Source organism: Testudinibacter aquarius, assembly GCF_004342725.1.
Classification (GTDB): domain Bacteria; phylum Pseudomonadota; class Gammaproteobacteria; order Enterobacterales; family Pasteurellaceae; genus Chelonobacter; species Chelonobacter aquarius.
The window spans coordinates 74198-96270 of sequence record NZ_SMCP01000001.1 but is presented as its reverse complement, the minus strand read 5'-3'; the positions used below and the strand labels follow the sequence as shown (position 1 = coordinate 96270).

The 22073-nt window shown below is 42.9% G+C and carries 23 protein-coding genes; 9 read left to right on the top strand and 14 right to left on the bottom strand.

Annotation, left to right across the window (positions count from 1 at the left end; all coding sequences use genetic code 11):
* Nucleotides 1-627 (bottom strand): TRAP transporter small permease, encoded by a 627-nt coding sequence (locus EDC16_RS00450; RefSeq protein ID WP_132964285.1) that lies wholly within the window; start codon nucleotides 625-627, stop codon nucleotides 1-3.
* Between the two features lie 66 nt (nucleotides 628-693).
* On the bottom strand, nucleotides 694-1698 hold the full coding sequence (locus EDC16_RS00445) for a TRAP transporter substrate-binding protein (RefSeq protein WP_132964282.1): 1005 nt from the start codon (nucleotides 1696-1698) through the stop codon (nucleotides 694-696).
* A gap of 232 nt (nucleotides 1699-1930) precedes the next feature.
* Here EDC16_RS00445 and mprA point away from each other — a divergent pair, with 232 nt between their 5' ends.
* Entirely contained in the window at nucleotides 1931-2425 is a 495-nt protein-coding gene (gene mprA / locus EDC16_RS00440; protein ID WP_132964280.1) for a transcriptional repressor MprA, read from the top strand.
* A 26-nt stretch (nucleotides 2426-2451) separates the two neighbouring features.
* On the opposite strand, the gene EDC16_RS00435 is transcribed toward mprA, so the two are convergent.
* The 5 genes from EDC16_RS00435 to sstT form a co-directional block, all read right to left on the bottom strand.
* Entirely contained in the window at nucleotides 2452-3051 is a 600-nt protein-coding gene (locus tag EDC16_RS00435; protein WP_132964278.1) for an NAD(P)H-dependent oxidoreductase, read from the bottom strand.
* A gap of 29 nt (nucleotides 3052-3080) precedes the next feature.
* Nucleotides 3081-3530, bottom strand: coding sequence for an NfeD family protein (locus EDC16_RS00430; RefSeq protein WP_132964276.1), 450 nt, complete (start codon nucleotides 3528-3530; stop codon nucleotides 3081-3083).
* A gap of 27 nt (nucleotides 3531-3557) precedes the next feature.
* The gene (locus EDC16_RS00425; RefSeq protein ID WP_132964274.1) at nucleotides 3558-4481 is read right to left on the bottom strand and encodes an SPFH domain-containing protein; all 924 of its coding nucleotides are present in this window, start codon (nucleotides 4479-4481) and stop codon (nucleotides 3558-3560) included.
* Between the two features lie 60 nt (nucleotides 4482-4541).
* Complete coding sequence (modF, locus tag EDC16_RS00420; protein ID WP_132964272.1) at nucleotides 4542-5993, bottom strand: molybdate ABC transporter ATP-binding protein ModF; 1452 nt, start codon at nucleotides 5991-5993, stop codon at nucleotides 4542-4544.
* Nucleotides 5994-6141: 148 nt separating this feature from the next.
* Nucleotides 6142-7401: a serine/threonine transporter SstT gene (gene sstT / locus EDC16_RS00415; protein ID WP_132964270.1), complete on the bottom strand. Its 1260-nt coding sequence runs from the start codon at nucleotides 7399-7401 to the stop codon at nucleotides 6142-6144.
* Between the two features lie 359 nt (nucleotides 7402-7760).
* Here sstT and EDC16_RS00410 point away from each other — a divergent pair, with 359 nt between their 5' ends.
* Nucleotides 7761-8234, top strand: coding sequence for a LexA family protein (locus tag EDC16_RS00410; RefSeq protein WP_232517213.1), 474 nt, complete (start codon nucleotides 7761-7763; stop codon nucleotides 8232-8234).
* 118 nt (nucleotides 8235-8352) lie between these two features.
* Nucleotides 8353-10206, top strand: a complete 1854-nt coding sequence (locus EDC16_RS00405; RefSeq protein ID WP_132964268.1) for an SLC13 family permease — start codon at nucleotides 8353-8355, stop codon at nucleotides 10204-10206.
* Nucleotides 10207-10310: 104 nt separating this feature from the next.
* On the opposite strand, the gene groL is transcribed toward EDC16_RS00405, so the two are convergent.
* The 3 genes from groL to EDC16_RS00390 form a co-directional block, all read right to left on the bottom strand.
* Nucleotides 10311-11951: a chaperonin GroEL gene (gene groL, locus EDC16_RS00400; protein ID WP_132964266.1), complete on the bottom strand. Its 1641-nt coding sequence runs from the start codon at nucleotides 11949-11951 to the stop codon at nucleotides 10311-10313.
* A 47-nt stretch (nucleotides 11952-11998) separates the two neighbouring features.
* The gene (locus EDC16_RS00395; protein WP_132964264.1) at nucleotides 11999-12289 is read right to left on the bottom strand and encodes a co-chaperone GroES; all 291 of its coding nucleotides are present in this window, start codon (nucleotides 12287-12289) and stop codon (nucleotides 11999-12001) included.
* A 157-nt stretch (nucleotides 12290-12446) separates the two neighbouring features.
* A complete protein-coding gene (locus EDC16_RS00390; protein WP_132964262.1) occupies nucleotides 12447-12920 on the bottom strand; it encodes an FxsA family protein in 474 nt (157 codons plus the stop codon).
* Nucleotides 12921-13401: 481 nt separating this feature from the next.
* On the opposite strand from EDC16_RS00390, the gene aspA reads away from it, so the two are divergent.
* The 4 genes from aspA to EDC16_RS00370 all read left to right on the top strand — a co-directional run bounded on the left by aspA (nucleotide 13402) and on the right by EDC16_RS00370 (nucleotide 16566).
* Nucleotides 13402-14823, top strand: a complete 1422-nt coding sequence (gene aspA / locus EDC16_RS00385) for an aspartate ammonia-lyase (protein WP_132964260.1) — start codon at nucleotides 13402-13404, stop codon at nucleotides 14821-14823.
* 213 nt (nucleotides 14824-15036) lie between these two features.
* Nucleotides 15037-15747 (top strand): 5-amino-6-(5-phospho-D-ribitylamino)uracil phosphatase YigB, encoded by a 711-nt coding sequence (gene yigB, locus EDC16_RS00380; RefSeq protein WP_132964258.1) that lies wholly within the window; start codon nucleotides 15037-15039, stop codon nucleotides 15745-15747.
* A 281-nt stretch (nucleotides 15748-16028) separates the two neighbouring features.
* The gene (locus EDC16_RS12785; RefSeq protein WP_463413905.1) at nucleotides 16029-16289 is read left to right on the top strand and encodes a type II toxin-antitoxin system RelE/ParE family toxin; all 261 of its coding nucleotides are present in this window, start codon (nucleotides 16029-16031) and stop codon (nucleotides 16287-16289) included.
* The gene (locus tag EDC16_RS00370; protein ID WP_132964256.1) at nucleotides 16282-16566 is read left to right on the top strand and encodes a helix-turn-helix domain-containing protein; all 285 of its coding nucleotides are present in this window, start codon (nucleotides 16282-16284) and stop codon (nucleotides 16564-16566) included. The genes EDC16_RS12785 and EDC16_RS00370 overlap by 8 nt, the downstream gene beginning before the upstream one ends.
* On the opposite strand, the gene EDC16_RS00365 is transcribed toward EDC16_RS00370, so the two are convergent.
* Entirely contained in the window at nucleotides 16558-17460 is a 903-nt protein-coding gene (locus EDC16_RS00365) for a DMT family transporter (protein ID WP_132964255.1), read from the bottom strand. The two genes, EDC16_RS00370 and EDC16_RS00365, sit on opposite strands and share 9 nt — an antisense overlap.
* On the bottom strand, nucleotides 17460-17816 hold the full coding sequence (folB, locus tag EDC16_RS00360) for a dihydroneopterin aldolase (protein ID WP_132964253.1): 357 nt from the start codon (nucleotides 17814-17816) through the stop codon (nucleotides 17460-17462). Before folB ends, EDC16_RS00365 begins: the two co-directional genes overlap by 1 nt.
* A 119-nt stretch (nucleotides 17817-17935) precedes the next feature.
* Between folB and plsY the strand changes: the two genes are divergently transcribed.
* Nucleotides 17936-18538 (top strand): glycerol-3-phosphate 1-O-acyltransferase PlsY, encoded by a 603-nt coding sequence (gene plsY, locus EDC16_RS00355; protein ID WP_132964251.1) that lies wholly within the window; start codon nucleotides 17936-17938, stop codon nucleotides 18536-18538.
* A gap of 13 nt (nucleotides 18539-18551) precedes the next feature.
* Entirely contained in the window at nucleotides 18552-19997 is a 1446-nt protein-coding gene (locus tag EDC16_RS00350; protein WP_132964249.1) for a hypothetical protein, read from the top strand.
* A gap of 98 nt (nucleotides 19998-20095) precedes the next feature.
* On the opposite strand, the gene EDC16_RS00345 is transcribed toward EDC16_RS00350, so the two are convergent.
* Nucleotides 20096-20611: an HdeD family acid-resistance protein gene (locus EDC16_RS00345; protein WP_132964247.1), complete on the bottom strand. Its 516-nt coding sequence runs from the start codon at nucleotides 20609-20611 to the stop codon at nucleotides 20096-20098.
* A gap of 113 nt (nucleotides 20612-20724) precedes the next feature.
* Nucleotides 20725-21744, bottom strand: coding sequence for a tRNA (adenosine(37)-N6)-threonylcarbamoyltransferase complex transferase subunit TsaD (gene tsaD, locus EDC16_RS00340; protein ID WP_132964245.1), 1020 nt, complete (start codon nucleotides 21742-21744; stop codon nucleotides 20725-20727).
* Between the last annotated feature and the right edge of the window lie 329 nt (nucleotides 21745-22073).

Below are 22073 nucleotides of genomic sequence, written 5' to 3'. Positions count from 1 at the left end.
TTATTGTATCTCGGTTTCTTGTAATTTAATGGCGTCTTTGGCTTCGTCAGCCAAGCCTAAGCCGTTTTGTTGTCCTTTTAACAGACGTACAAAAATTTCGATAAAGCGCATAAAAATCATCAGATAGCCAATTGGAATGATCAGCCCGATATGCCATAGCTGAATACCGAAGTGCTGCAAATCTTCGGCACCGATTTTGGCTTGAAACATCGCTCTGACCCATTCACTACTGGCATAGGCGATCAATGCGGCGTAAATCAGGCAAGCTAGACAAGCGATAATACTGATTTTGCGTTGTATCGGGGTGTTAAATTTTTTAACTAATGCATCAATACCGATGTGCCCAGCGGTACGCACACCATAAGAGGCGCCAAAAAAGATTAGCATGGCAAAAAACAGCTTGGTCAGTGCGACGCTCCACGTCATTTCTTGTGCGATAGTGATTGAGAAATTAGCAATCGGCAGAAATACTGACTCCAGCGATGGATAGGCATCAGCGAGATCGTAAAATGGGCTATAAAGGTTATTAAATAGGACATAAACGAAAGTGATCAAGGTCATCAATGCCAGTGACAGGGTGATCATGAACTCTTCCAGTTTTCCCCACAGAAAATTGAAGGCTTGCATAGCAGCTCCTTAAAACGTGAGCTTGAGAAGTGCGGTACTCAGACCGCACTTTGGGTTAATTATGGGTTATTGTTGGTTGGATGCTTCAGCAGCTTTAATTAAATCTGCACCGATGGAATCTTCAAATTTTTTCCAGACCGGACGCATGGCTTCACGCCATTGTGATCTCTCTTCCGGCGTCAAGTAGATAATTTCAGAGGTTTTCGCATCAATGATTTTTTGTTTATCAGCCAGATTGAATTCGTGGGATTTTTTATTCACTTCATCACTGACTTGATCCATGATTTCACTTAAACCCGTGCGTAACTCTGGAGGCAAACCGTCCCAGAATTTAGTGTTGACAATCACCATGTAAGACAGCAAACCATGGTTGGATTCGGTGATGTATTTTTGCACCTCATGAATTTTTTGTGAATAGATGTTGGAATACGGATTTTCTGCACCGTTCACAACGCCGGTTTGTAAGCCTTGATACATTTCACTGAACGACATTTTGCGCGGCACGGCATTCAGTTGTTTGAATTGAGCATCCAACACTTCAGAGTTTTGTACGCGGAATTTCAGACCTCGTGCATCTTTAGGCAATTTTAGTGCTTTGTTGGCAGACAATTGTTTTAAATCGTTATTCCAATAGCCCAAACCGGTGATGCCTTTGTCGGTCATGGTATTTAGTAAGCTTTTGCCGGCTTCACTTTTTTCAAAGCGTTCAACCGCTTGGATATCGTCAAATAGGAATGGCAGATCGAATAACTGAATTTGCGGGGCATATTTATCAAATTTAGCCAACGACGGTGCCAGCATTTGCACGTTATTTAACAGGAGGGCCTCCATCTCTTTGCCGTCACCATAGAGTGACGAGTTTGGATAGACTTCCACTTTGACTTGGTTAGGGTATTTTTCTTCTACCAGTTTTTTAAACAACAGTGCGCCTTGACCTTTCGGCGTTTCATCGGCAACTACATGGGAAAATTTAATGACAATCGGATCAGCTGCCAATGCGTTACCGGACAGCAGGATACCTAAAGCGCTGGCAGATGCTAGGACTTTAAATAATGTAGGTTTTAATTTCATAGAGGGATCCTCGGTTAGGGTGAAAATAGGGTTGGGTAATAACAGTAATAAGATTAGGCAAACTCTAAATTTTAGTAAATGTAATTTTTATCAAATGTTGATCTGCTTCACATAAAATTAACATCCCCTTTACAGTAAACGACAACGATTGCGATTTGGTAGACTTTATAGTAACGTTATAATCACTTTGGTTATAATAAGAGCGTTAGATTATTTAAGGAGATAATCATTTATGCGAAATTTTTCTAAAATTGAAACCTCAATCAAGCAGTGTGCGCAATCAGAGCCGGATTTACCGTTGGAAAAAATTCTGCTTATCCGTTTATTATTGCATTCGAGCAGCGCCTATTTGGAACATCGCAACACATTATTAAAAAAGTGGGAATTAAATGATACGTTGTTTATGGCATTGGTGGTGCTCTATACTCAGCCGGAGCATCGTATTCAGCCGTCGAAACTGAGCGATATTCTCGGTTCTTCCCGTACCAACGCAACGCGGATTTCCGATGAATTGGTAGGCAGAGGCTGGATTGAACGGGTTATAGATGAAGCGGATCGACGCAGTTTCTTATTGCGATTGACTGAAAAAGGAATTGGTTTTATTCGAGAACGTATGCCGCAACAATGGGAAAATATTCATCAAGTCTTTAGAGGAATTACGCCGGAAGAGATGCGACAATTGTCACTACTATTACATAAAGTTGTGGCAAATGTCGCAAGGCGTTAACTTCATCATTGAAATGAGGATACGGGCTAATAAGCTTCAGCAGCAGATAAATTTTGTGTAGTGATTTCTGCTGCCTGCCGCAGCATGGTTTGGCGAGCTTGATCGTTAACCAGATGAATGTCATCAAAAATCTGATGTTGAATATCCTCGATTCCACAGTAGTTAAACAAACCGTCAACCAACGTGTCCTGTATCGATTTATCAAAGCCACGTCGCTGATACTCCATCAAGTTACTGCCAATCAAGATAAATTGTTGCAGCTTTTTCCCTTTCAGCAGTCCGCAAGAAACGCCATTTTCTGTTTTGTAGGCAAAACCGTGCGTTAATACGCGATCCAGATAGCCTTTCAAGATCGCCGGAAATCCCATCCACCATAGCGGATAAACCAGTGTGATTAAATCAGCATTTGAGATCAGCTGCTGCTCGTAGCGAATTTCTGCGGCAATAATACCCTGATACGATCCCTGCAACTCTTCATAGGATAAAATCGGGTTAAAATTCATGCGATACAGATCGCGGATCATGACTTCACAACCGCACTTTTTACTGCTGGCAGCAATGCTATCGACCATGGCTTTACTGAAGCTGTGTAAATGTGGGTGGGCATAAATAATTAAGTGTTGCATATTTACACATTTTCCCGATTTTGGGTTTTCTAGTTTATGATTTTCTCGACGGATAGCGTAATACCGTCAACCTTGGATACTTTTACCGTATCGCCGATCTGCAAATTCGCACCTTTAATCCGCCAAGTGGTGTCGCCGAAATGCGCACGCCCGATACCGCTTGCTGCCATTTCAGTCACGGTGCCGCGTTGAGCGAGCATCGCAATGCCACGTTGGTTAAGTGCGGTATGCGGATCTGCCTGCTGATCTTTATGGTGTTGGTAACGCCACCACACTACGCTGGCGATCACGGCCAGACTGGCAAAAATAACCCAACTCCAGATTATTGAGAGCGGGAAAAGGCAGCTTAAACCGGCGACTGCCAAGGCGGCAAGCCCCCACCAGAGCAGAAAAATGCCCGGTAGGATAGCCTCGGCGATTAAGAGGATAAAACCGAAAATTAACCAAGACCAAAACGTCCAAGCAGCAAACCATTCCATGTTGTCCCTCGCTAAGTTAAAAGTTTATCAGGCTTTTTTATCGCCCTTGAGTAATTCACTGATACCGGCAACCGAACCGATTAAGCTTCCGGCTTCCAGCGGCATCAACACCACTTTACTGTTTTGTGCCTGCCCGATTTGTTGCAAGGCTTCGGTATATTTTTGTGCGATAAAGTAGTTGATGGCTTTAGTATCACCACTGGCAATCGCATCGGACACCATTTGGGTAGCTTTTGCTTCGGCTTCGGCTTCCCGCTCGCGCGCCTCGGCTTTCAGAAAGGCTTCTTGTCTTTCCCCTTCTGCTTTCAGAATGCGTGACTGTTTGTCGCCTTCGGCACGCAGAATTGCGGCTTGGCGCACCCCTTCGGCTTCCAGAACATCAGCACGTTTATTTCGTTCTGCTTTCATTTGCGCGTTCATCGAATCGATCAACTCTTTTGGCGGGCGCACGTCACGAATCTCAATCCGGGTGACTTTGACTCCCCATGGATTGGTGGCTTCATCGACGATTGACAACAAACGACTATTGATTGAATCGCGCTGTGATAACATTTCGTCCAACTCCATTGAGCCCAACACAGTACGGATATTGGTCAATGTCAGGTTGATAATCGCTTGTTCCAGATGGTTGACTTCATAGGCAGCATTGCGGGCATCGATGACTTGTACGAAACAAACCGCATCAATCGACACATTGGCATTATCTTTCGAGATCACTTCTTGCGACGGAATATCCAACACCTGTTCCATCATGTTGATTTTACGTCCGACCCGATCGATAAACGGCACGATAAAATTCAGACCCGGCGTCAAGGTGCGGGTGTAGCGTCCAAAGCGTTCTATCGTCCAGTGATAACCTTGCGGCACGGTTTTCAGGGCGGAAAACAGGGTAAAAATGACAAACAGCACAAAAAATACTGTTGCAATCGGCAAACCATCTAAAAAATCCATAACGGAAATTCCTCTCTTTTTAAGTCGATTAACAGGATAAAACGTATCAGTAAATAACGTTTAGCTTTGATAATAATCGTAACTGTCAGCATTTGCAATAAATTCGAAAGTGCGGTTGATGCACTTAGGCTGATCTTCTAAGTGGTGTGAAACAAACAGCAATTGTGTTGCACTGTTGCTGATCAACTGTTCGATAAAAGTCAGTACTAGATGGCGGTTAATCCCGTCCAATCCCATCAGTGGTTCGTCCAAAATCAAGATCGGCGGGTGTTTGACCATGGCTCGAGCAATCAAGAGTAACCGCTGTTGCCCCCAAGACAGTGTACGAAACGGTTTGTCGGCAAAGGACAACATATGAATACGCTCGAGCCATTGCAGTGCATTTAAACGTAAACTGTCCGGAATTTGTTGATAAACGCCAATAGAATCGTAATAGCCGGAGACAATCACCTCAAGTGCGCTGCAATTGACCCGATAATCCAGATGGAACTGGTTGCTGAGAAAACCGATTTTTTGTTTGATTTGCCAAACGGTTTCGCCACTGCCACGCTGTTTACCAAAAATCTTGACTTGGTTGCAGAATGCCTGCGGATGATCGCCACTAATCAACGAGAGCAGAGTGGACTTGCCACAGCCGTTGGGGCCTTTAATCCACCAACTTTCTCCCGGTTTTACCTGCCAGTTTAAGCTGTTCAAAATCAGTTTATCGCCATACCGAACGTTGACATTGTGTAGATCAAAGACGAAATCCAGATCGTTATCGAGGGTTTGTGGCGTTTCGGCAGGCAGCGGAATGGCTTGATAAACGCTGTTTTCGGCGTGACAAAGTTGTTGAAACACCGCACTTTGACGAATAATTTCAGCACTATCCTGCAAGATCAGGCGGCAATTGTTCATCATGGCGATGGTATTGGCCTGTGATGGAATATCGTCCAGTCGATTAATGATCAGGATCACCGTCATTTGTTGGCAAAGTGCGGTTAGTAAGTCAATCCAAAATGCTTGCGATGCTTGATCCAAACCTTCAAACGGCTCATCTAAAATCAGCAATTGAGGGCGACTGATCAGTGCTTTAGCCAATAGTACTTTACGCCCTTCACCGGTGGAAAGGTGCTTAAAAGCGCGGTTCAGCAATGGGGTAATCTGTAGCGTCTCAGCCACTTCGGCTAAAAAGTGCGGTTGGTTATGCTGTTCTAAAATCAGTTCAGCAGCGGTTTTGCCATGATAATCAGGGTCGACACAATCGTTATTCAGATCTCGATAAATCTGCTCGACAATCTGCTGTTGCTGTTCAAAAGAGAGCAGGCTGATCTGTTGGAATGGATTTTGATAATCGCCAGTGTAAGGCGCCTTTTTCTGTGCCAAAAATTTAGCTAAGGTACTTTTACCACTACCGTTATGCCCGACAATCACTGCAAATTCGTTTGGCATAATTTGAAAATCATCAATAGTGACAAACAACTGATTGTTGATTTTAAGTTGGGCTTGTTGTAATCGGATGGCGGTTGGCATACTACCTCGTCATGTGTTCATTTATTTATGGGTAAATTTAATCAATATGTAAATTAAACCAATGGGTGAAAAAAAGCGAATCAGTTTTACACCGATTCGCTTGTCTTGAATAAAAGTAGTTGAATTAACGACTATTTCGCTAGATTGACTAACTGTTGCTGCGTTTTTCTGCAATATCGGCGGCGGCAGTGAATACCACGTCAGTTGACGAGTTCAGTGCAGTTTCTACCGAATCTTGAATCACACCGATAATAAAGCCGACGCCAATCACTTGCACCGCAATATCATTTGGAATACCGAACAGGCTACAAGCCAATGGAATCAGCAACAAGGAGCCCCCGGCAACACCGGAAGCACCACAAGCGCAGACACTGGCAATCACGCTCAATAAAAGTGCGGTGCTGAACGTCACCTCGATACCTAAGGTGGTTACGGCTGCCAGCGTCAGTACGGTAATGGTAATCGCTGCACCGGCCATGTTAATGGTTGCGCCCAATGGAATGGAGACAGAGTACAACTCTTCATTCAGGTCTAAACGTTTTGCCAAGTTCATGTTGACCGGAATATTGGCGGCAGAGCTACGGGTGAAGAATGCGGTTAAGCCGCTTTCACGCACCGCAGTCCAGATTAATGGATACGGATTTTGGCGGGTTTTCCAGAATACTAAAATAGGATTGACCACAAAGGCGACAAACAGCATTGAACCGACTAATACATACAACAAGCGGGCATAAGCAGCAAGTTCCTCTAAGCCTTTGTCCGCCATTGCTGCAGCCACTAAGCCGAATACCCCGAATGGTGCGAAAGCGATCACGACTTTTACGATCATGGTCACGGCTTCTGCCAATTCGTGAATAATACGCTTGGTGCTTTCAGAAGCGTGGCGTAATGCGATACCTAAGCCGATTGCCCATGCCAAAATACCGATATAGTTGGCATTAAACAGCGCTTGAATCGGGTTATCCACCACGTTCATCAATACCGTCAGCAGAACTTCACTAACATTTTGTGGCGGGCTTAATTCAGCACCGGCGGTGACCAGTGTCAATTGGCTTGGGAACAAGAAACTGGCGATGACTGCTGTCAGTGCCGCGAGGAACGTACCAACAATATACAGTACGATAACGGATTTCATCGCCTTGCTATTGTGTTTGGCATCGCTGGCTTTGCGGTTGGCAATTGCAGACAGTACTAAGATAAACACCAGAATAGGTGCAATTGCGCGTAAACCACGCACAAACAGCGTACCTAAAACACTGACACTTTCCGCTAGGTTAAAACCTAATGTAGGAGTCAAGGGGTGTGTAATCAATCCGGCAATAATACCCAGCACCAGACCAATCGAGATTTTGGTGATTAAACTGCCTTGAAACAGCAGTTTGATTAAAAAGTGATTTGAGTTACTCATAGTTTTCTTCTTTTTATGGTGAATGATAAGGTCTTTTTACATCATCTCTGAAGCGAGACTCGAGCTAAGATTAACGTAAAATTTTCAATAATAAAACATAAAATTTAAGGAAATCAGCTTTTTTATAATGCTATAGCTGCTTTGGTGCTAATTTTTTAATTATTGCATAAGAAAATTGTGAATAATCTATCAGATTATTCAATGTTTTACTGTCTGCTATTATTATTTTTGTCAATAAAAAATAAAAAACAGTTGAATGCTGTATAAAAATACAGTATAAATCACTGTATAAATACCCAGTTAAATAGTGCCGGCGATCGTTAAAGTTAAAAAAATTGACACAAAAGAAGGAGCGAATTATGTATAACAATATGAATAGCATTGATAATTCAGCCAGACATCCCTATTCTTACCAACCAATGCCGGTCTATGAGGATCAACGACAGGCAACATTTCATTTCGGCAAGCAAAGTGCGGTCAAATACAAAATGGATCTGAATCTTTATTGCATCAAAAAACCCAAACAGACATTTTTTATGCGAGTGAATAACCCGCATTTGACCTCTTGGGGAATCGAGCAGGGTGATATGTTGGTTATCGAAGAAACCGCTCAAATTATACCCGGTGATTTGGTGGTGATTGAACAAAGCGGCAGTTTACTGCTGTACGAATTTTTTTCAGCAGAAGAGAATAATTTGATCTTTTTTTCACTAGATTCCAAACATGATAATTTACGGGTTTCGTCATTACAGCAAGTGCGGTTGCAAGGTGTGGTCACCAATACAATTCATCAATTCAGAGGGCGTATTAAAAGCGATAGAGCAGTGGCCTAATAGCAATTTTTTATTGATTCAAACCTATTGATTCTGCTTCTGTGCTATAGTGAACAACCAGAACACCAAGTTGTCCGTAATCGGAACTAGTCATCAGAACAGGGAGTTAAACCAAGCCATGCTTTTGCAACAATACCTTTCAATCAGCCCGCAATTATTTTTAGTACTCGCTTTTTTAGTGGTTGCGGTTTGGTTGTTTATCTCCAATAAAATCAGAATGGATGTGGTGGCGTTGTTGGTGATGGTGGCATTCAGTTTGAGCGGAATTTTGAGTGTACCGGAAATTTTGGCTGGATTTAGCGATCCGAATATTATTTTGATTGCGCTACTGTTCGTGGTCGGTGAAGGATTGCTGCGAACTGGGGTTGCCTATCAAGTGAGTGAATGGCTGATTAAAGCGGCTGATAATAATGAAGTCAAAATTCTGGTGTTACTGATGGTAGCTGTGGCGGGACTGGGCGCATTTATGAGTTCTACCGGCATCGTGGCGATTTTTATTCCGGTGGTTTTGGCGATTTGTGCTCAGATGAATATTTCACCGAAGCGCTTGATGATGCCACTGAGTGTGGCTGGCTTAACCAGTGGGATGACAACGTTGATCGCAACACCGCCTAACCTGATTGCGAATGCTGAATTGGTGCGAGCAGGAGAGCCGCCGCTTGGTTTTTTCACGTTCACTCCGATTGGTTTGATGGTGTTAGTATTAGGAATTGGCTATATGCTGTTTGCCCGTCGATTTTTGGATAGTGATAACCAAGGTCATGAGGAAAACAACTATAACCGCACTTCGATGAATGATTTGATCGAAAGTTATCAAATCCAAGATCGTTCCAAGCAGGCACTGGTAATGCCCGGTTCTCGTTTGATCGGCAAAACACTCGATGAGCTGCACCTACATTCTCAATACCGTATTTTAGTGGTTGCAGTCGAGCGCTGGCGCCGAATTCGTCACATTGTCGTCACTGCGTCTGCATTGACCGATGTGCGCGAAAAAGATATTTTATTACTGGATATTGCCAACAACGACTTGGATTGGGCGCAGTTTTGTGAAGAATACGGATTGAAGCCGATTGAAGTGCGTGGCAACTACTATAGTGAAAAAGCGAAGTCGGTCGGCATGGCGGAGATTTCGCCGATTCCGGAAAGTGCTAATTTGGGTAAAACGGTGCGTGAAATTAAATTTCAGCACAAATATGGTTTAATTATTGCCGGCGTTAAACGTGGCACCAAGCGGATTACCGAAGAATTAGCCGATGTCGTAATTACCACCGGGGATCAGTATTTGGTCATCGGTGACTGGAAACAGATTCGTGAACTGCGCAGCAGTAATAAAGACTTCTTTATGCTGAATTATCCCAGTGAGATTGATCAAGTTGCTCCGGCCATTACGCAAGCACCGCATGCTATTTTGTCGGTGGTGACAATGGTGGCGTTGATGGTATCCGGCGTGGTGCCGAATGTGATTGCGGCACTGATCGCTTGCATGATGTTGGCAAAATTCCGCTGTATTGATGCACGCAGCGCCTATAATTCAATTCATTGGCCGAGCCTGATTTTGATTGTCGGTATGATGCCGTTTGCAATAGCGCTGGATAAAACCGGTGGAATTAGCCTTGCCGTCAGCGGTTTGATTGAGCTGGTTGGTGAATGGGGTATTCATGGAGTACTGGCCAGTTTATTTATTTTATGTGCGCTAATCGGGTTGTTTATCTCGAACACGGCTACGGCGATTTTGATGACCCCGATTGGCGTGGCATTAGCAAATGAGCTTCAGACATCAGCGCTACCGTTTGTGATTACGATTGCAGTGGCAGCATCGGCAGCATTTATGACACCGGTCTCTTCTCCGGTCAATACCATGGTATTAGGGCCGGGCGGTTACAAATTCTCTGACTTCCTGAAAATTGGGGTACCTTTCACGATTATCGTGATGATTGCCACCGTATTGGTCGTGCCGATTTTATTTGGCTAATGAATGTTATGTCGTTAGGCTGATTGTATATAGCTTTTTCTGAGCAAAATAAAACCCCGATAACTCAACCTGTTATCGGGGTTTACTTCACGAGGGAAGTGCGGTTACATCATGCCGCCCATTCCACCCATGCCGCCCATTCCGGCGCCCATATCTGGTGCTTCGGCTTTAGGCAGTTCAGTTACCATACATTCGGTGGTGATCATCAACCCGGCAATAGAGGCTGCGAATTGCAGAGCAGAGCGAGTTACTTTGGTCGGATCTAAAATACCCATTTCAAGCATGTCGCCATAGGTTTCAGTTGCAGCGTTATAACCGTAGTTACCAACGCCGTCTTTAACGTTGCTAGCAACCACAGAAGCTTCTTCTCCGGCATTGGCGACGATTTGGCGCAATGGCGCTTCCATTGCGCGTAATGCCAATTTGATGCCGACATTTTGATCTTCGTTATCACCGGTCAAATCAACCAGTTTGTTGGCAACGCGGATCAACGCAACACCACCACCGGCAACCACGCCTTCTTCAACCGCAGCACGGGTGGCATGCAGTGCATCTTCAACGCGGGCTTTTTTCTCTTTCATTTCGACTTCGGTTGCCGCACCCACTTTGATCACCGCCACACCGCCGGCTAATTTTGCTACACGCTCTTGTAGTTTTTCACGATCATAATCGGAAGAGGATTCTTCGATTTGTTGACGAATCTGTGTCACTCGACCACTGATTTGCGCTTGATCGCCGATACCGTCGATAATCGTCGTGTTGTCTTTGGTGATCACCACACGTTTGGCTTGTCCCAACTCTTCAATCGTGGCTTTTTCCAGTTCCATGCCGATCTCTTCAGAAATCACGGTACCGGCAGTCAACACCGCAATGTCTTGCAGCATTGCTTTACGACGGTCGCCGAAGCCCGGCGCTTTTACCGCAGCAACTTTCACAATACCGCGCATGGTGTTGACCACCAAGGTTGCCAACGCTTCACCTTCAACATCTTCGGCGACGATAAACAACGGTTTACCCGCTTTAGCGACAGCTTCCAGCACTGGCAGTAACTCACGAATATTGGAGATTTTTTTGTCAACTAGCAGGATATACGGATTATCTAATTCAACGCTGCCGGTTTCCGGTTTGTTGATGAAATAAGGTGACAGATAACCGCGATCGAATTGCATACCTTCAACCACATTTAATTCGTCTTCCAGACCGCTGCCGTCTTCCACGGTGATCACGCCTTCTTTACCGACTTTATCCATTGCTTCAGCGATTAATTTACCGACGGTAGTGTCAGAGTTGGCAGAAATAGTGCCCACTTGTTCAATCGCTTTTGAATCGGCACAAGGCACGGATAATTTTTTCAACTCTTCAACACTGGCGACCACAGCTTTGTCGATTCCGCGTTTAAGATCCATCGGATTCATACCGGCGGCGACCGCTTTTAAGCCTTCGTTGACAATAGATTGTGCCAATACGGTGGCGGTGGTCGTACCGTCACCGGCAGCGTCATTGGCTTTAGATGCCACTTCTTTAACCATTTGTGCGCCCATGTTTTCGAATTTGTCTTCCAATTCGATTTCACGCGCAACCGAAACCCCGTCTTTGGTGATTGTTGGTGCGCCGAACGCTTTGTCTAACACCACGTTGCGACCTTTCGGACCTAATGTCACTTTCACTGCATCGGCTAATACATTTACCCCTGCCAACATTTTGACACGAGCATCATTACCAAATTTAACGTCTTTTGCTGCCATTTTGTATATTCCTTCTATTACAATGAGTTATAGTAAAATAAGAGTGATTATTCAACGATTGCCAAAATATCGTTTTCCGAGATGATTAACACTTCTTCGCCGTCGATTTTTTCGCTTTTCACGCCGTAGCCTTCATTAAAAATAACGCTGTCGCCGACTTTCACATCCAGTGGCTGCACGCTGCCGTTTTCCAAAATACGACCTTTGCCGACCGCCAATACTTTAGCACGGGTCGATTTGGTGGCGGCTGAACCGGTCAACACAATGCCGCCGGCTGAACGGGTTTCAACTTCTTCACGTTTGATAATCACACGATCGTGTAATGGACGAATATTCATCTCACTTTCTCCTGATGTAGTTAGATTAATTAATTGAATGCGTTTGCGCAGTGTTCGGATACTTGCGTAACCAACACCATGCAAAGTGCGGTTTTAATAATTGGTGAAAACTTAATATGGGCAAGGCTATCGGCTTTCAAGGGCAAAAATAAAATTTTTAATGTAAGCGTTTATCTTCATCGACTTTTTTGTCGTATTCCGCTTCATAAACCGTGCTGTTATCAGGACGATGGCGGTCGTTAGTTTGGGCGAATTTACCATTGAAAGCAGCAAATGACCGCACTTTATGCGATACATACTTTTCTAGCAGGCGGGTGCTAAACGGCATCAGTAACAATATCGCGAGAATATCGCTTAGAAAGCCGGGAATCAAAAATAGTACCCCGGCAAGCAGCCAAAGTGCGGTTTGCACCAAACTTTGCGACGGTACTTCCCCTTGTCGCAGCTGTTGTTGCAGGCGCAGCATGGTGTACCAACCGCGCAGACGGATAATCCAAAGCCCGATAACGCTGGAAAGGATAAGCAACAGGATTAACGGAAAAACACCGATGGCACTGCCGATGGTGACGAGTAGGGATAATTCTAAATACACGTAAAGCCCGAAAATAGCAAATAAAAGTAATAATGGCATGTGGTATCTCCGACTCAGTATAGGGTCTGTTGATCTTTGTTTATAATTTGAGCTATAGACTATTTTTCGTCAATACAAGGCAAAAGTTGTGAAGTTTAGTGATTCTAAACGAACGACTTTTAACGCCGCTGTAGTACGAAAAGTAATGGCGAAAAAGAGTCATAGTCCTACGGATTGTGTTTAAAATGAGCACACTCGTCGTTGTAATCCTTATCAATAGTCCCACTATTGATTTCGGTTTACGCCTAGATTGTGCTCATTTTAAACGACAACTCAAAATATAAACAAAGATCAACAGACCCTAATGAATGACCATTATAATGGGGATGTTTTGGGTGTTTTCAAGCCAAACTTCGATTATAAAAAGTAATGAATAGCATAAATTTATGTCCAGTGATCAACGCTTTTAAATTGCTACAATATCGCCATCAACAGGCAGCAGCCACTGCCGATAATCAGTGACCATTAATAGGAGAATGCGATGACAGCAGTCAGAATTGAAAAAGATTTATTGGGTGAAAGAGAAGTGCCGGCAGATGTATATTGGGGCATTCACACCTTAAGAGCGGTAGAAAATTTTAACATTTCCAATGCGGTGATTTCCGATATTCCGGAATTTGTGCGTGGTATGGTGATGGTCAAAAAAGCAGCAGCATTGGCAAACGTTGAGCTGAAAGTGATTCCGAAAAAAATTGCTCAAGCGATTATTCAGGCTTGCGATACCATTTTAGAGCAAGGCAAATGTTTGGATCAATTTCCGTCGGATGTATTTCAAGGCGGAGCGGGCACTTCAGTCAATATGAATACCAATGAAGTGGTGGCTAACTTAGCGTTGGAATTGATGGGGCATCAAAAAGGCGAATATCGCTATTTAGATCCGATGGATCATGTTAACGCCAGTCAATCGACCAACGACTCTTATCCGAGCGGTTTCCGAATTGCGGTTTATAACAGTCTGATGAAATTGATCGAACAAATTCGTTATTTAAAAGAGGGGTTTGAAGCTAAAGCACAGGCGTTTGCCGGAATTTTAAAAATGGGGCGCACTCAGTTGCAAGATGCGGTGCCGATGAGTGTCGGGCAGGAATTTGCTGCGTTTGCGGTATTACTAGATGAAGAAATTTTGAATTTATCGCGCACAGCGAATTTGTTGTTAGAAGTCAATTTGGGTGCCACCGCAATCGGCACCGGCGTGAATACCCCGACAGGTTATCCGGAACTGGCAACCCGCTATTTGAGTGAAGTCAGTGGCTTGCCTTGTGTGCTGTCGCATAACTTAATCGAAGCCACTTCGGATTGTGGTGCTTATGTGATGGTGCATGGTGCGCTGAAACGTACTGCCGTCAAATTGTCTAAAGTATGCAACGATTTGCGTTTGTTGTCGTCAGGGCCGCGTGCCGGATTAAATGAAATCAACTTGCCGGAACTTCAAGCCGGATCATCGATTATGCCGGCAAAAGTCAACCCGGTCATTCCGGAAGTAGTGAATCAGGTGTGCTTTAAAGTGTTTGGTAATGATCTCACCATCACGTTTGCCGCTGAAGCCGGGCAATTGCAATTGAACGTGATGGAGCCGGTGATCGGACAAGCAATGTTTGAAAGCATTTCGTTGTTGAGCAATGCTTGTGTCAATTTGCGCGATAAATGTATTGACGGCATCACGGTGAATAAAGAAGTATGCGAAAATTATGTGTTTAATTCAATTGGAATTATCACTTATTTGAATCCATTTATTGGTCATCATAATGGCGATATTATCGGCAAAATTTGTGCTACCACCGGACGCAGCGTCAAAGATGTGGTGTTGGAAAAAGGCTTGTTGACCGAAGCGCAGCTGGACGATATTTTGTCACCGGAAAACCTGATGAATCCAAAATATAAAGCCAAAGCGATTGAAGAATAGATGTTATAAATCGGTACTTCCCTGAAGTAATATCAGGGATTTTAGTCAAACAGCCGCAGATTTCGGGATGAAAGCCACGCTTAAACCCAAAGCTGCGGCTATTATCGTTGATTTTTCTTTCTTTCCGGATCGCAATATTGAAATTTTATTTTTTAAACCGCACTTTGCGAATTAATGGCATAATATCTCTCTTATTCATTTTTAGGATTGATTATGCGTTTCTATCGCCAGCTACAGCCATTCAACATTATCAGCTTTGATCTCGACGATACTTTATATGACAACCGCAGCGTGATTGCTGAAGCAGAAAAGCAATTTTTGTGTGAATTGCAGCGTTTGGCGGCGTTACCGCACTTGACGGTGGAAAGTTGGGGGCAAGTTAAACGTGTGGTTGCAGTGGCGAATCCGTTGATCATGGAAGATGTGGTGCATTGGCGGATTGTTGCACTTGAACGTCTATTAACGCAAAGTGCGGTTTCAGTCGGTAAAATCGATACGATTATTTCGCAGGCGATGGCACATTTTATCCATTGGCGCCATCAAATAGCGTTATCGCCACAAACAAAAGCCACTTTGGACAGCTTGGCAGAGCGCTATCCGCTGGCAGTGATCACCAATGGCAATGTTGATCCCAAAAAAATTGGCTTAACCCAGTTCAGCTTGTGCCTACGCGGTGGCGAGCACGGCAGGGCAAAACCGCACTTTGATCTATTCGCTCAAACCGCAGCGCACTTCAACGTGCGGTCGGATCAGATTTTGCACGTTGGCGATAATCTGCAAGCTGATGTGCAAGGCGCTGTTCAAGCGGGCTGTCAGGCTGTGTGGCTGAACCTAAACAGCGACTCATTGCTTGCGCATCAACAAAGTCGCAATCTGCCCCATGTTGAACTGACAAATTTAAAACAGCTACTATTATTGGCGTGACCGCACTTTTTCCGATATTTGATTGCTATTTTTCGTGCCAGATCGCAATATTTTGTACTGATCTTTCGATTTTCTTCTCAGCTTCGCTATTTTCCTTATCAGATTTATATAGCATTTAATAACTTTTAAGTTATTGAATGCATGTGTTTTGTATGTTATTGTCGGTGATAAGGAAGGGCTATGTTTGATATTGTATTTTATCAGGATAAAAAAGGAAAAGAGCCTGTTAAGTTGTATCTTATTGAACTATCGAAAAAAAAGATAAAGATAGTCGCATTAAATTGAACAAGATCCGTGATTATATTAAGGTATTAAGCTTGCATGGCGTCACCGCAGGCGAACCTTATATCAAACATTTAGAGGCAGAAATATGGGAAATAAGACCATTAAGAGATCGAATATTATTTGCCGCATACAAGAATCAGAGCTTTGTTTTATTATACCAATTTATGAAAACGACACGCAAAACACCACAGCAACATATTGAACGAGCAAAGAAAAATTTAAAAGATATGATTAAAAGAGGAAATAATAATGAATAGTATCTCTCCAATCGGTTCAAACTGGAATGATTTTGAAAAAGAGATTTTTAGTGTAGAGGAGATTAGAGAAAGTGATCTTAGGGTGGCATTGATTAGTGAGTTAATCAATGCCAGACAGGAATTAGGCGTTTCGCAAAAGAAATTGGAGGCTCTGAGCGGTGTTAAACAGCCCGTGATTGCAAGAATTGAGAAAGGTACATCGAATCCTCAGCTGAGTACATTATTAAAACTTCTTGCACCATTAGGAAAAACCATCGCAATTGTACCGTTAAGGTGACCGCACTTTGCGGTTGCACAAAACCAAGCCGCAAATAATCAAAATGCTGCTGATGATATGGTAAAGGTGGATTGGCTCTCGCAGAATAATAATACTTAAGGCGGCGGCAAACAGCGGTACAATATTGGTGAAACTGGCGCCTTTTGCTGAGCCGACAATGCTGATGCCGTAATTCCAAAAGATGTAGGATAAAATTGACGGAAAGATAATTAAATAGAGCACAATTTGCCACTGTGTGGTGCTGAGTTCGCGGTAAACTGTGCCGTCACCTTGCGCCAGTGAATAAAGATATATCGGGCTAAACAGCAGCACGCCGATAGTCACCAACGAAGTGACAAACACGCTGTTGATCAGCTGTGGCGGTTTGAGACGCACGATGGCGCAATATACCGCCCAACTTAGCGCCGAACCAATTGCCCAAATATCGCCGTTGTTGATATTTAATGCCAAAATATTCGAGGGTTGGCCTTGAACCAACAGGTAGAGCACCCCGATAAAGCTCAATATCGCACCAATTAACATTGTCGGTTGAATCGGATCCCGAAAAATCAGGTGATTTAGCAACAGTGTTGCCATCGGCACAGCGGCTAAGTAAATACTGGCATTTAATGCCGTGGTGGTGAGCAATCCTTGATATAAAAAAACCGGAAAGAAGATGATGCCTAACACACCAAGTGCGGTCAGCAGCAGCCAATAGCGACGGATAATCGGCAAGCAAGGCTTCAACTGGCGGTGAAATAGCAACAGTAAAATAATCGCCGCCGGAAACCAGCGGCTGAAATTTAAGATAATCGGCGGAATCTCGGCACTAACCATCTTGCCGAACATAAAATTGCCACCCCAAAACAGGGAAGCAAGCAGCAAGCCCAAGTAACCGTAAAACGCAGATGGCATCAGCGTTGCCCCCGCTCCACCACAATGCCGACCGTAGCCGCTTGCGCTACGGCACCGGGTTTGCTGAGTTTCAGTCGCAGCCATGGAATAGCAAAGCGTTGTTGCAGCTGTTCAGCCACTTGATAAGCAACCGTTTCGATTAACAAAAACGGCTTAGCTTCAACATAATCAATGATGAATTGGCTGACTTCGGCATAATTCAGGCAATAGGCAACATTATCTTCCGCAGCTGCACGTTGACTGTTCCACGCCATTTCCAAATCGAACACCAGCTTTTGCTTAATCTGCTGCTCCCAATCATAAACTCCGATGGTCGCAAACACCGTCAGTTTTTCAATAAAAATTGTATCGTACATCTTTTTTCTCATTTTGTGCGGAATAGAACATTTAACGAAGATTATGCCACGAATTTTAGGTACAATGGATCATATTATCAAGATTCTTCACGTTTAATTGCGAAGCCAGTGAGGTTGTTATGAGCCTGTTTGCTGTTTTTTACATGATTTTTGCTTACTTGTTAGGCTCCATTTCCAGTGCCATTTTGCTTTCTCGCTTGGCAGGATTGCCCGATCCGCGCAGTGTCGGCTCCGGTAATCCGGGGGCGACCAATGTGTTGCGTAGCGGTGGAAAATGGGTGGCATTGCTGGTATTGGTGTTGGATATCTTGAAAGGCATGCTGCCGGTCTGGGCAGGTTACTACTTAAAACTGACCCATTTTGAACTGGGAATGGTTGCACTGGCGGCTTGCTTAGGGCACTGCTTCCCACTCTATTTCGGCTTTAAAGGCGGCAAAGGCGTAGCAACTGCTTTCGGCGCAATTTCGCCGATTGCGTGGGGTGTCGCGGGCAGCATGCTCGGCACATGGCTATTGGTCTTTTTAATCAGTGGCTATTCCTCGCTCAGCGCCGTGATAACCGCACTTTTAGTCCCATTTTACGTTTACTATTTCAAACCGGAATTCACCTTCCCCGTCGCCCTCGTCTGCTGCCTACTGATCTACCGCCACCACGAAAATATCCAACGCCTGTGGCGTGGACAGGAGGATAAAATGTGGAGTAAGTTTAAGCGGAAACAATAGCTTGGGAGGTTTTATGTATAGTAAACGTATTTATGAACAGACTAAAAAGATTGCAAATAATACGGAAAGGACTTTTGTTAGAAATGTAATAATCATTTTTCCATTTTTTGTTCTATGTGCTATTCAGAATGCTTTTGCTTCTTATTTAGAGGATATTGATAAAATATCTTTATATAGTGATTCTAATGTTTCACTAGGTATATTTATTTATATTACTTTCTTTCCACTTTTAGGCGTTTTTTTACTTTTTTCTGAAATCAAAAAACATGCAGTAAAACATGAAATTGGATTGGTTTATATATTTTCTTTTTTTGTTATATTGATAATTTCTTTATTAAAATTAATTTTATTCAAGTATGAAATTTATTTTGTAAATAATTTTTATTTATATATGTCTTATTTCTTATTCTCTTTTATTTTAAGTGTGTTTGCCGTTCACAATATGAATTTAAAAGTTTCTGATAAACTTGAGGAGATATTGGTTGCTATATCTCTTTTAGGTATTGTTTTTCTTCTTTTTGAAATTCATGTGAGATTTTCGAATGAATATTTTAATATTGTTTATAATGATTATTATGTTTTTTTGATTTTAGCTTTTTTATTATATTTTTTATTTTATCAGTTGAAATTTTTTATTAATACAAGAAGTGATATTGAGATGCTTAATGATAATAAAATAAAATATAAAAATATATTTAACCAAATAAAATTAATAAAAAAAGAAAATCATAACTTATCTTTAATAACATTATGTTTTGGGTTTTTATTTATTTTACTCTTGGTTGCTATTTTTTATGGATATGATAAGTTGTTTTTTAATTATTTTTTTGAAATTATTATTAATAATGAAATTATTGCGTTAATAATTATTTTTTATATGGTTTTTTTCGCTTGCTTAAGGGTGAAATTAGTTAATAGATATTTGTTAAGGTTTTCTAAATCTAATGGTGAGCAATTTGTTAAAATATCTTTTATATATGCTATGATTGTTTTTTCTTTCTCTTTTATAGTAAGTGATAAAGTAAAAAATTCTATTTTATCTTTATCAAATATTGTGGTCTATGATGTTTCAGTATTAAGATCTGATCTTGAAAAGAGAAAGGATTTAGAGTTTAAAAGTGAATGGTTTACTATATCTAAAAATGTAGAGCAATTAGTGAAATATAAATTGAAATATTATAAAAAAGAGGATGTTAGGATTACTGATAATAGTTTTCAAATTAAATTTGGTATTGCATATGATTATAATGATATCTTAATATTATGCCCTGATTTCTCTACTGATAATGCGGCAATCGGACAATTTATAGCTGGATATTTCCCCGAATATTCATCTGATAATACTAAGGAAAAGTCGGAGTACTCTAAAATAATTTTAAAAAGTTTAGTAAATAACCTTTGCATTCAAATAAATTCAAAAGATGCCATACCGATAGGAGACATTGGTCCTGATTTATAAGATAAAGAGCAATGTGTTTGCCTTAATTCAACAAATTATAAATTGGTAAACAAAAGAGCAAGTGCGGTTTCAGCAGACCGCACTTTGTTGTTTTTCGATTATTCATGTTCCATTTTTTTGATGATGACCGAATAGGTCAGCAGTGAAATTCCGTTTGAAATCAGTTCGATTGCCAGCAGTAAACCCAGCAGGTTAGCGGCGGCGTTCGGCAAGTTGGCAAGAATAACGATTGAGATCAACACCGACAGCAGCCCGGAAAACATCACAAAGCCAAAAAACGGTGTGCCGCGCAAGCGCCAAGAGGCGAGTAGTTTGGCACAGCCGATACACAGCAATAAAATGGAGATAGTTGCGGTGAGCGAGATCAGGGCGACTAACGGGTTGGTCAGCATCACTAAACCGACCAGTAGTCCGATAACCCCTGATAACATCACCCATGAAAACCGCTGGGTTTTCCAAGCGGAGTAAATTTGGATTATCCCGATCAAAATGAAGATCCAAGAAATCAGTTGTTCCACCGCAATACTGGCGGCAAACGGGTTAATAATCGCGAACAAGCCGAACAGAATTGAAATACTGCCGATAAGTAGCCAAACATGCCAATTTTTCATCATAATCTCCTTTTTTAAGCAAGTATAAGTCGTTAAGTCATTTGTTAAATTTAGAGTGCCACTTTAGAGTACCAATTTAAGAGTACCAATTTATAACGCCACTTTATATCGCTATTTTATATCGCGATTAAAGGCGAAAGTTCCGTCATATTCCAACGTGGCCGTACTTCGATCGCTAGATCTTGGCGTTGTCCGTGTTTTAGTCTTAAAAAACCGGCATAAGCAATCATAGCGCCGTTGTCGGTACAAAATTGTGGTTCGGGGTAAAAAACTTCGCCGTTGAGTTGCTGCATTAATTCTGCCAAACCGTGGCGAAGTGCGGTATTGGCGCTGACGCCTCCGGCTATCACCAACCGTTTTAAGCCGGTTTGCTGTAAGGCTCGGCGGCATTTGATCATGAGAGTGTCAACCACGGCTTCTTGAAAAGCAAATGCAATGTCGGCGCGGGTTTGCTCGTCATTGGGATTGTTGGCAATGGTGTTGGCGGCAAAGGTTTTCAAACCGGAAAAACTAAAATCCAAGCCTGGGCGATCGGTCATTGGGCGCGGAAATTTGAACCGCACTTTGCCGTTTTGCGCCAGTTTTGCCAGCGCTGCACCACCGGGATAATCTAATCCTAGCAGTTTTGCGGTTTTATCAAAGGCTTCGCCGGCGGCATCGTCAATCGATTCTCCCAGCAGTTGATACTGCCCGACACCGTCCACTTGTACCAATTGCGTATGTCCGCCGGACACTAACAATGCAATAAACGGAAAGTCAGGCGGATTGTCTTCCAGCATTGGCGCAAGCAGGTGTCCTTCCATGTGGTGTACCCCCAAGGCAGGCACACTCCAGGCATAGGCGAGGGAGCGAGCGATAGTCGAGCCGACTAATAATGCGCCGATCAAACCGGGGCCGGCGGTATAAGCAACACCGTCGATATCTTCAGGACGCAGTCCGGCTTCTTGCAAGGCAGCTTGAATTAACGGCGCTGTTTTGCGGATATGGTCGCGCGAGGCAAGTTCCGGTACTACGCCGCCGTAATCGGCGTGCAGCGCAATCTGGGAATACAGTTGGTTGGCGACAAGCCCTTGCTGTTCATCATAAATAGCCACGCCGGTTTCATCACAAGAGGTTTCAATACCTAAAATCCGCATTCAAGAATTACCTGTTTTTCGAATCTGTCAAATAAAGTGATATTCTACGCAAATTTCGCGTTTTTCTCCAGCCGAGCGACAGAAAAGCCATAAGTTTTTTTGGGTAACAATAGGGTCTGTTGATATTTGTTTATATTTTGAGTTGTCGTTTAAAATGAGCACAATCTAGGCGTAAGTCGAAATCAATAGTGGGACTATTGATGAGGATTACAACGACGAATGTGCTCATTTTAAACACAATCCGCTGGACTATGACGCTTTTTCGCCACTACGGCGTTAAAAGCCGTTCGTTTAGAACCACTAAACTTCACAACTTTTGCCTTGTATTG

Coding starts and splice junctions, on each gene's coding strand:
- EDC16_RS00450 (WP_132964285.1), bottom strand. CDS start 627: ATGCAAGCCTTCAATTTTCTGTGGGGAAAACTGGAAGAGTTCATGATC.
- EDC16_RS00445 (WP_132964282.1), bottom strand. CDS start 1,698: ATGAAATTAAAACCTACATTATTTAAAGTCCTAGCATCTGCCAGCGCT.
- mprA (WP_132964280.1), top strand. CDS start 1,931: ATGCGAAATTTTTCTAAAATTGAAACCTCAATCAAGCAGTGTGCGCAA.
- EDC16_RS00435 (WP_132964278.1), bottom strand. CDS start 3,051: ATGCAACACTTAATTATTTATGCCCACCCACATTTACACAGCTTCAGT.
- EDC16_RS00430 (WP_132964276.1), bottom strand. CDS start 3,530: ATGGAATGGTTTGCTGCTTGGACGTTTTGGTCTTGGTTAATTTTCGGT.
- EDC16_RS00425 (WP_132964274.1), bottom strand. CDS start 4,481: ATGGATTTTTTAGATGGTTTGCCGATTGCAACAGTATTTTTTGTGCTG.
- modF (WP_132964272.1), bottom strand. CDS start 5,993: ATGCCAACCGCCATCCGATTACAACAAGCCCAACTTAAAATCAACAAT.
- sstT (WP_132964270.1), bottom strand. CDS start 7,401: ATGAGTAACTCAAATCACTTTTTAATCAAACTGCTGTTTCAAGGCAGT.
- EDC16_RS00410 (WP_232517213.1), top strand. CDS start 7,761: ATGTATAACAATATGAATAGCATTGATAATTCAGCCAGACATCCCTAT.
- EDC16_RS00405 (WP_132964268.1), top strand. CDS start 8,353: ATGCTTTTGCAACAATACCTTTCAATCAGCCCGCAATTATTTTTAGTA.
- groL (WP_132964266.1), bottom strand. CDS start 11,951: ATGGCAGCAAAAGACGTTAAATTTGGTAATGATGCTCGTGTCAAAATG.
- EDC16_RS00395 (WP_132964264.1), bottom strand. CDS start 12,289: ATGAATATTCGTCCATTACACGATCGTGTGATTATCAAACGTGAAGAA.
- EDC16_RS00390 (WP_132964262.1), bottom strand. CDS start 12,920: ATGCCATTATTACTTTTATTTGCTATTTTCGGGCTTTACGTGTATTTA.
- aspA (WP_132964260.1), top strand. CDS start 13,402: ATGACAGCAGTCAGAATTGAAAAAGATTTATTGGGTGAAAGAGAAGTG.
- yigB (WP_132964258.1), top strand. CDS start 15,037: ATGCGTTTCTATCGCCAGCTACAGCCATTCAACATTATCAGCTTTGAT.
- EDC16_RS00370 (WP_132964256.1), top strand. CDS start 16,282: ATGAATAGTATCTCTCCAATCGGTTCAAACTGGAATGATTTTGAAAAA.
- EDC16_RS00365 (WP_132964255.1), bottom strand. CDS start 17,460: ATGCCATCTGCGTTTTACGGTTACTTGGGCTTGCTGCTTGCTTCCCTG.
- folB (WP_132964253.1), bottom strand. CDS start 17,816: ATGTACGATACAATTTTTATTGAAAAACTGACGGTGTTTGCGACCATC.
- plsY (WP_132964251.1), top strand. CDS start 17,936: ATGAGCCTGTTTGCTGTTTTTTACATGATTTTTGCTTACTTGTTAGGC.
- EDC16_RS00350 (WP_132964249.1), top strand. CDS start 18,552: ATGTATAGTAAACGTATTTATGAACAGACTAAAAAGATTGCAAATAAT.
- EDC16_RS00345 (WP_132964247.1), bottom strand. CDS start 20,611: ATGATGAAAAATTGGCATGTTTGGCTACTTATCGGCAGTATTTCAATT.
- tsaD (WP_132964245.1), bottom strand. CDS start 21,744: ATGCGGATTTTAGGTATTGAAACCTCTTGTGATGAAACCGGCGTGGCT.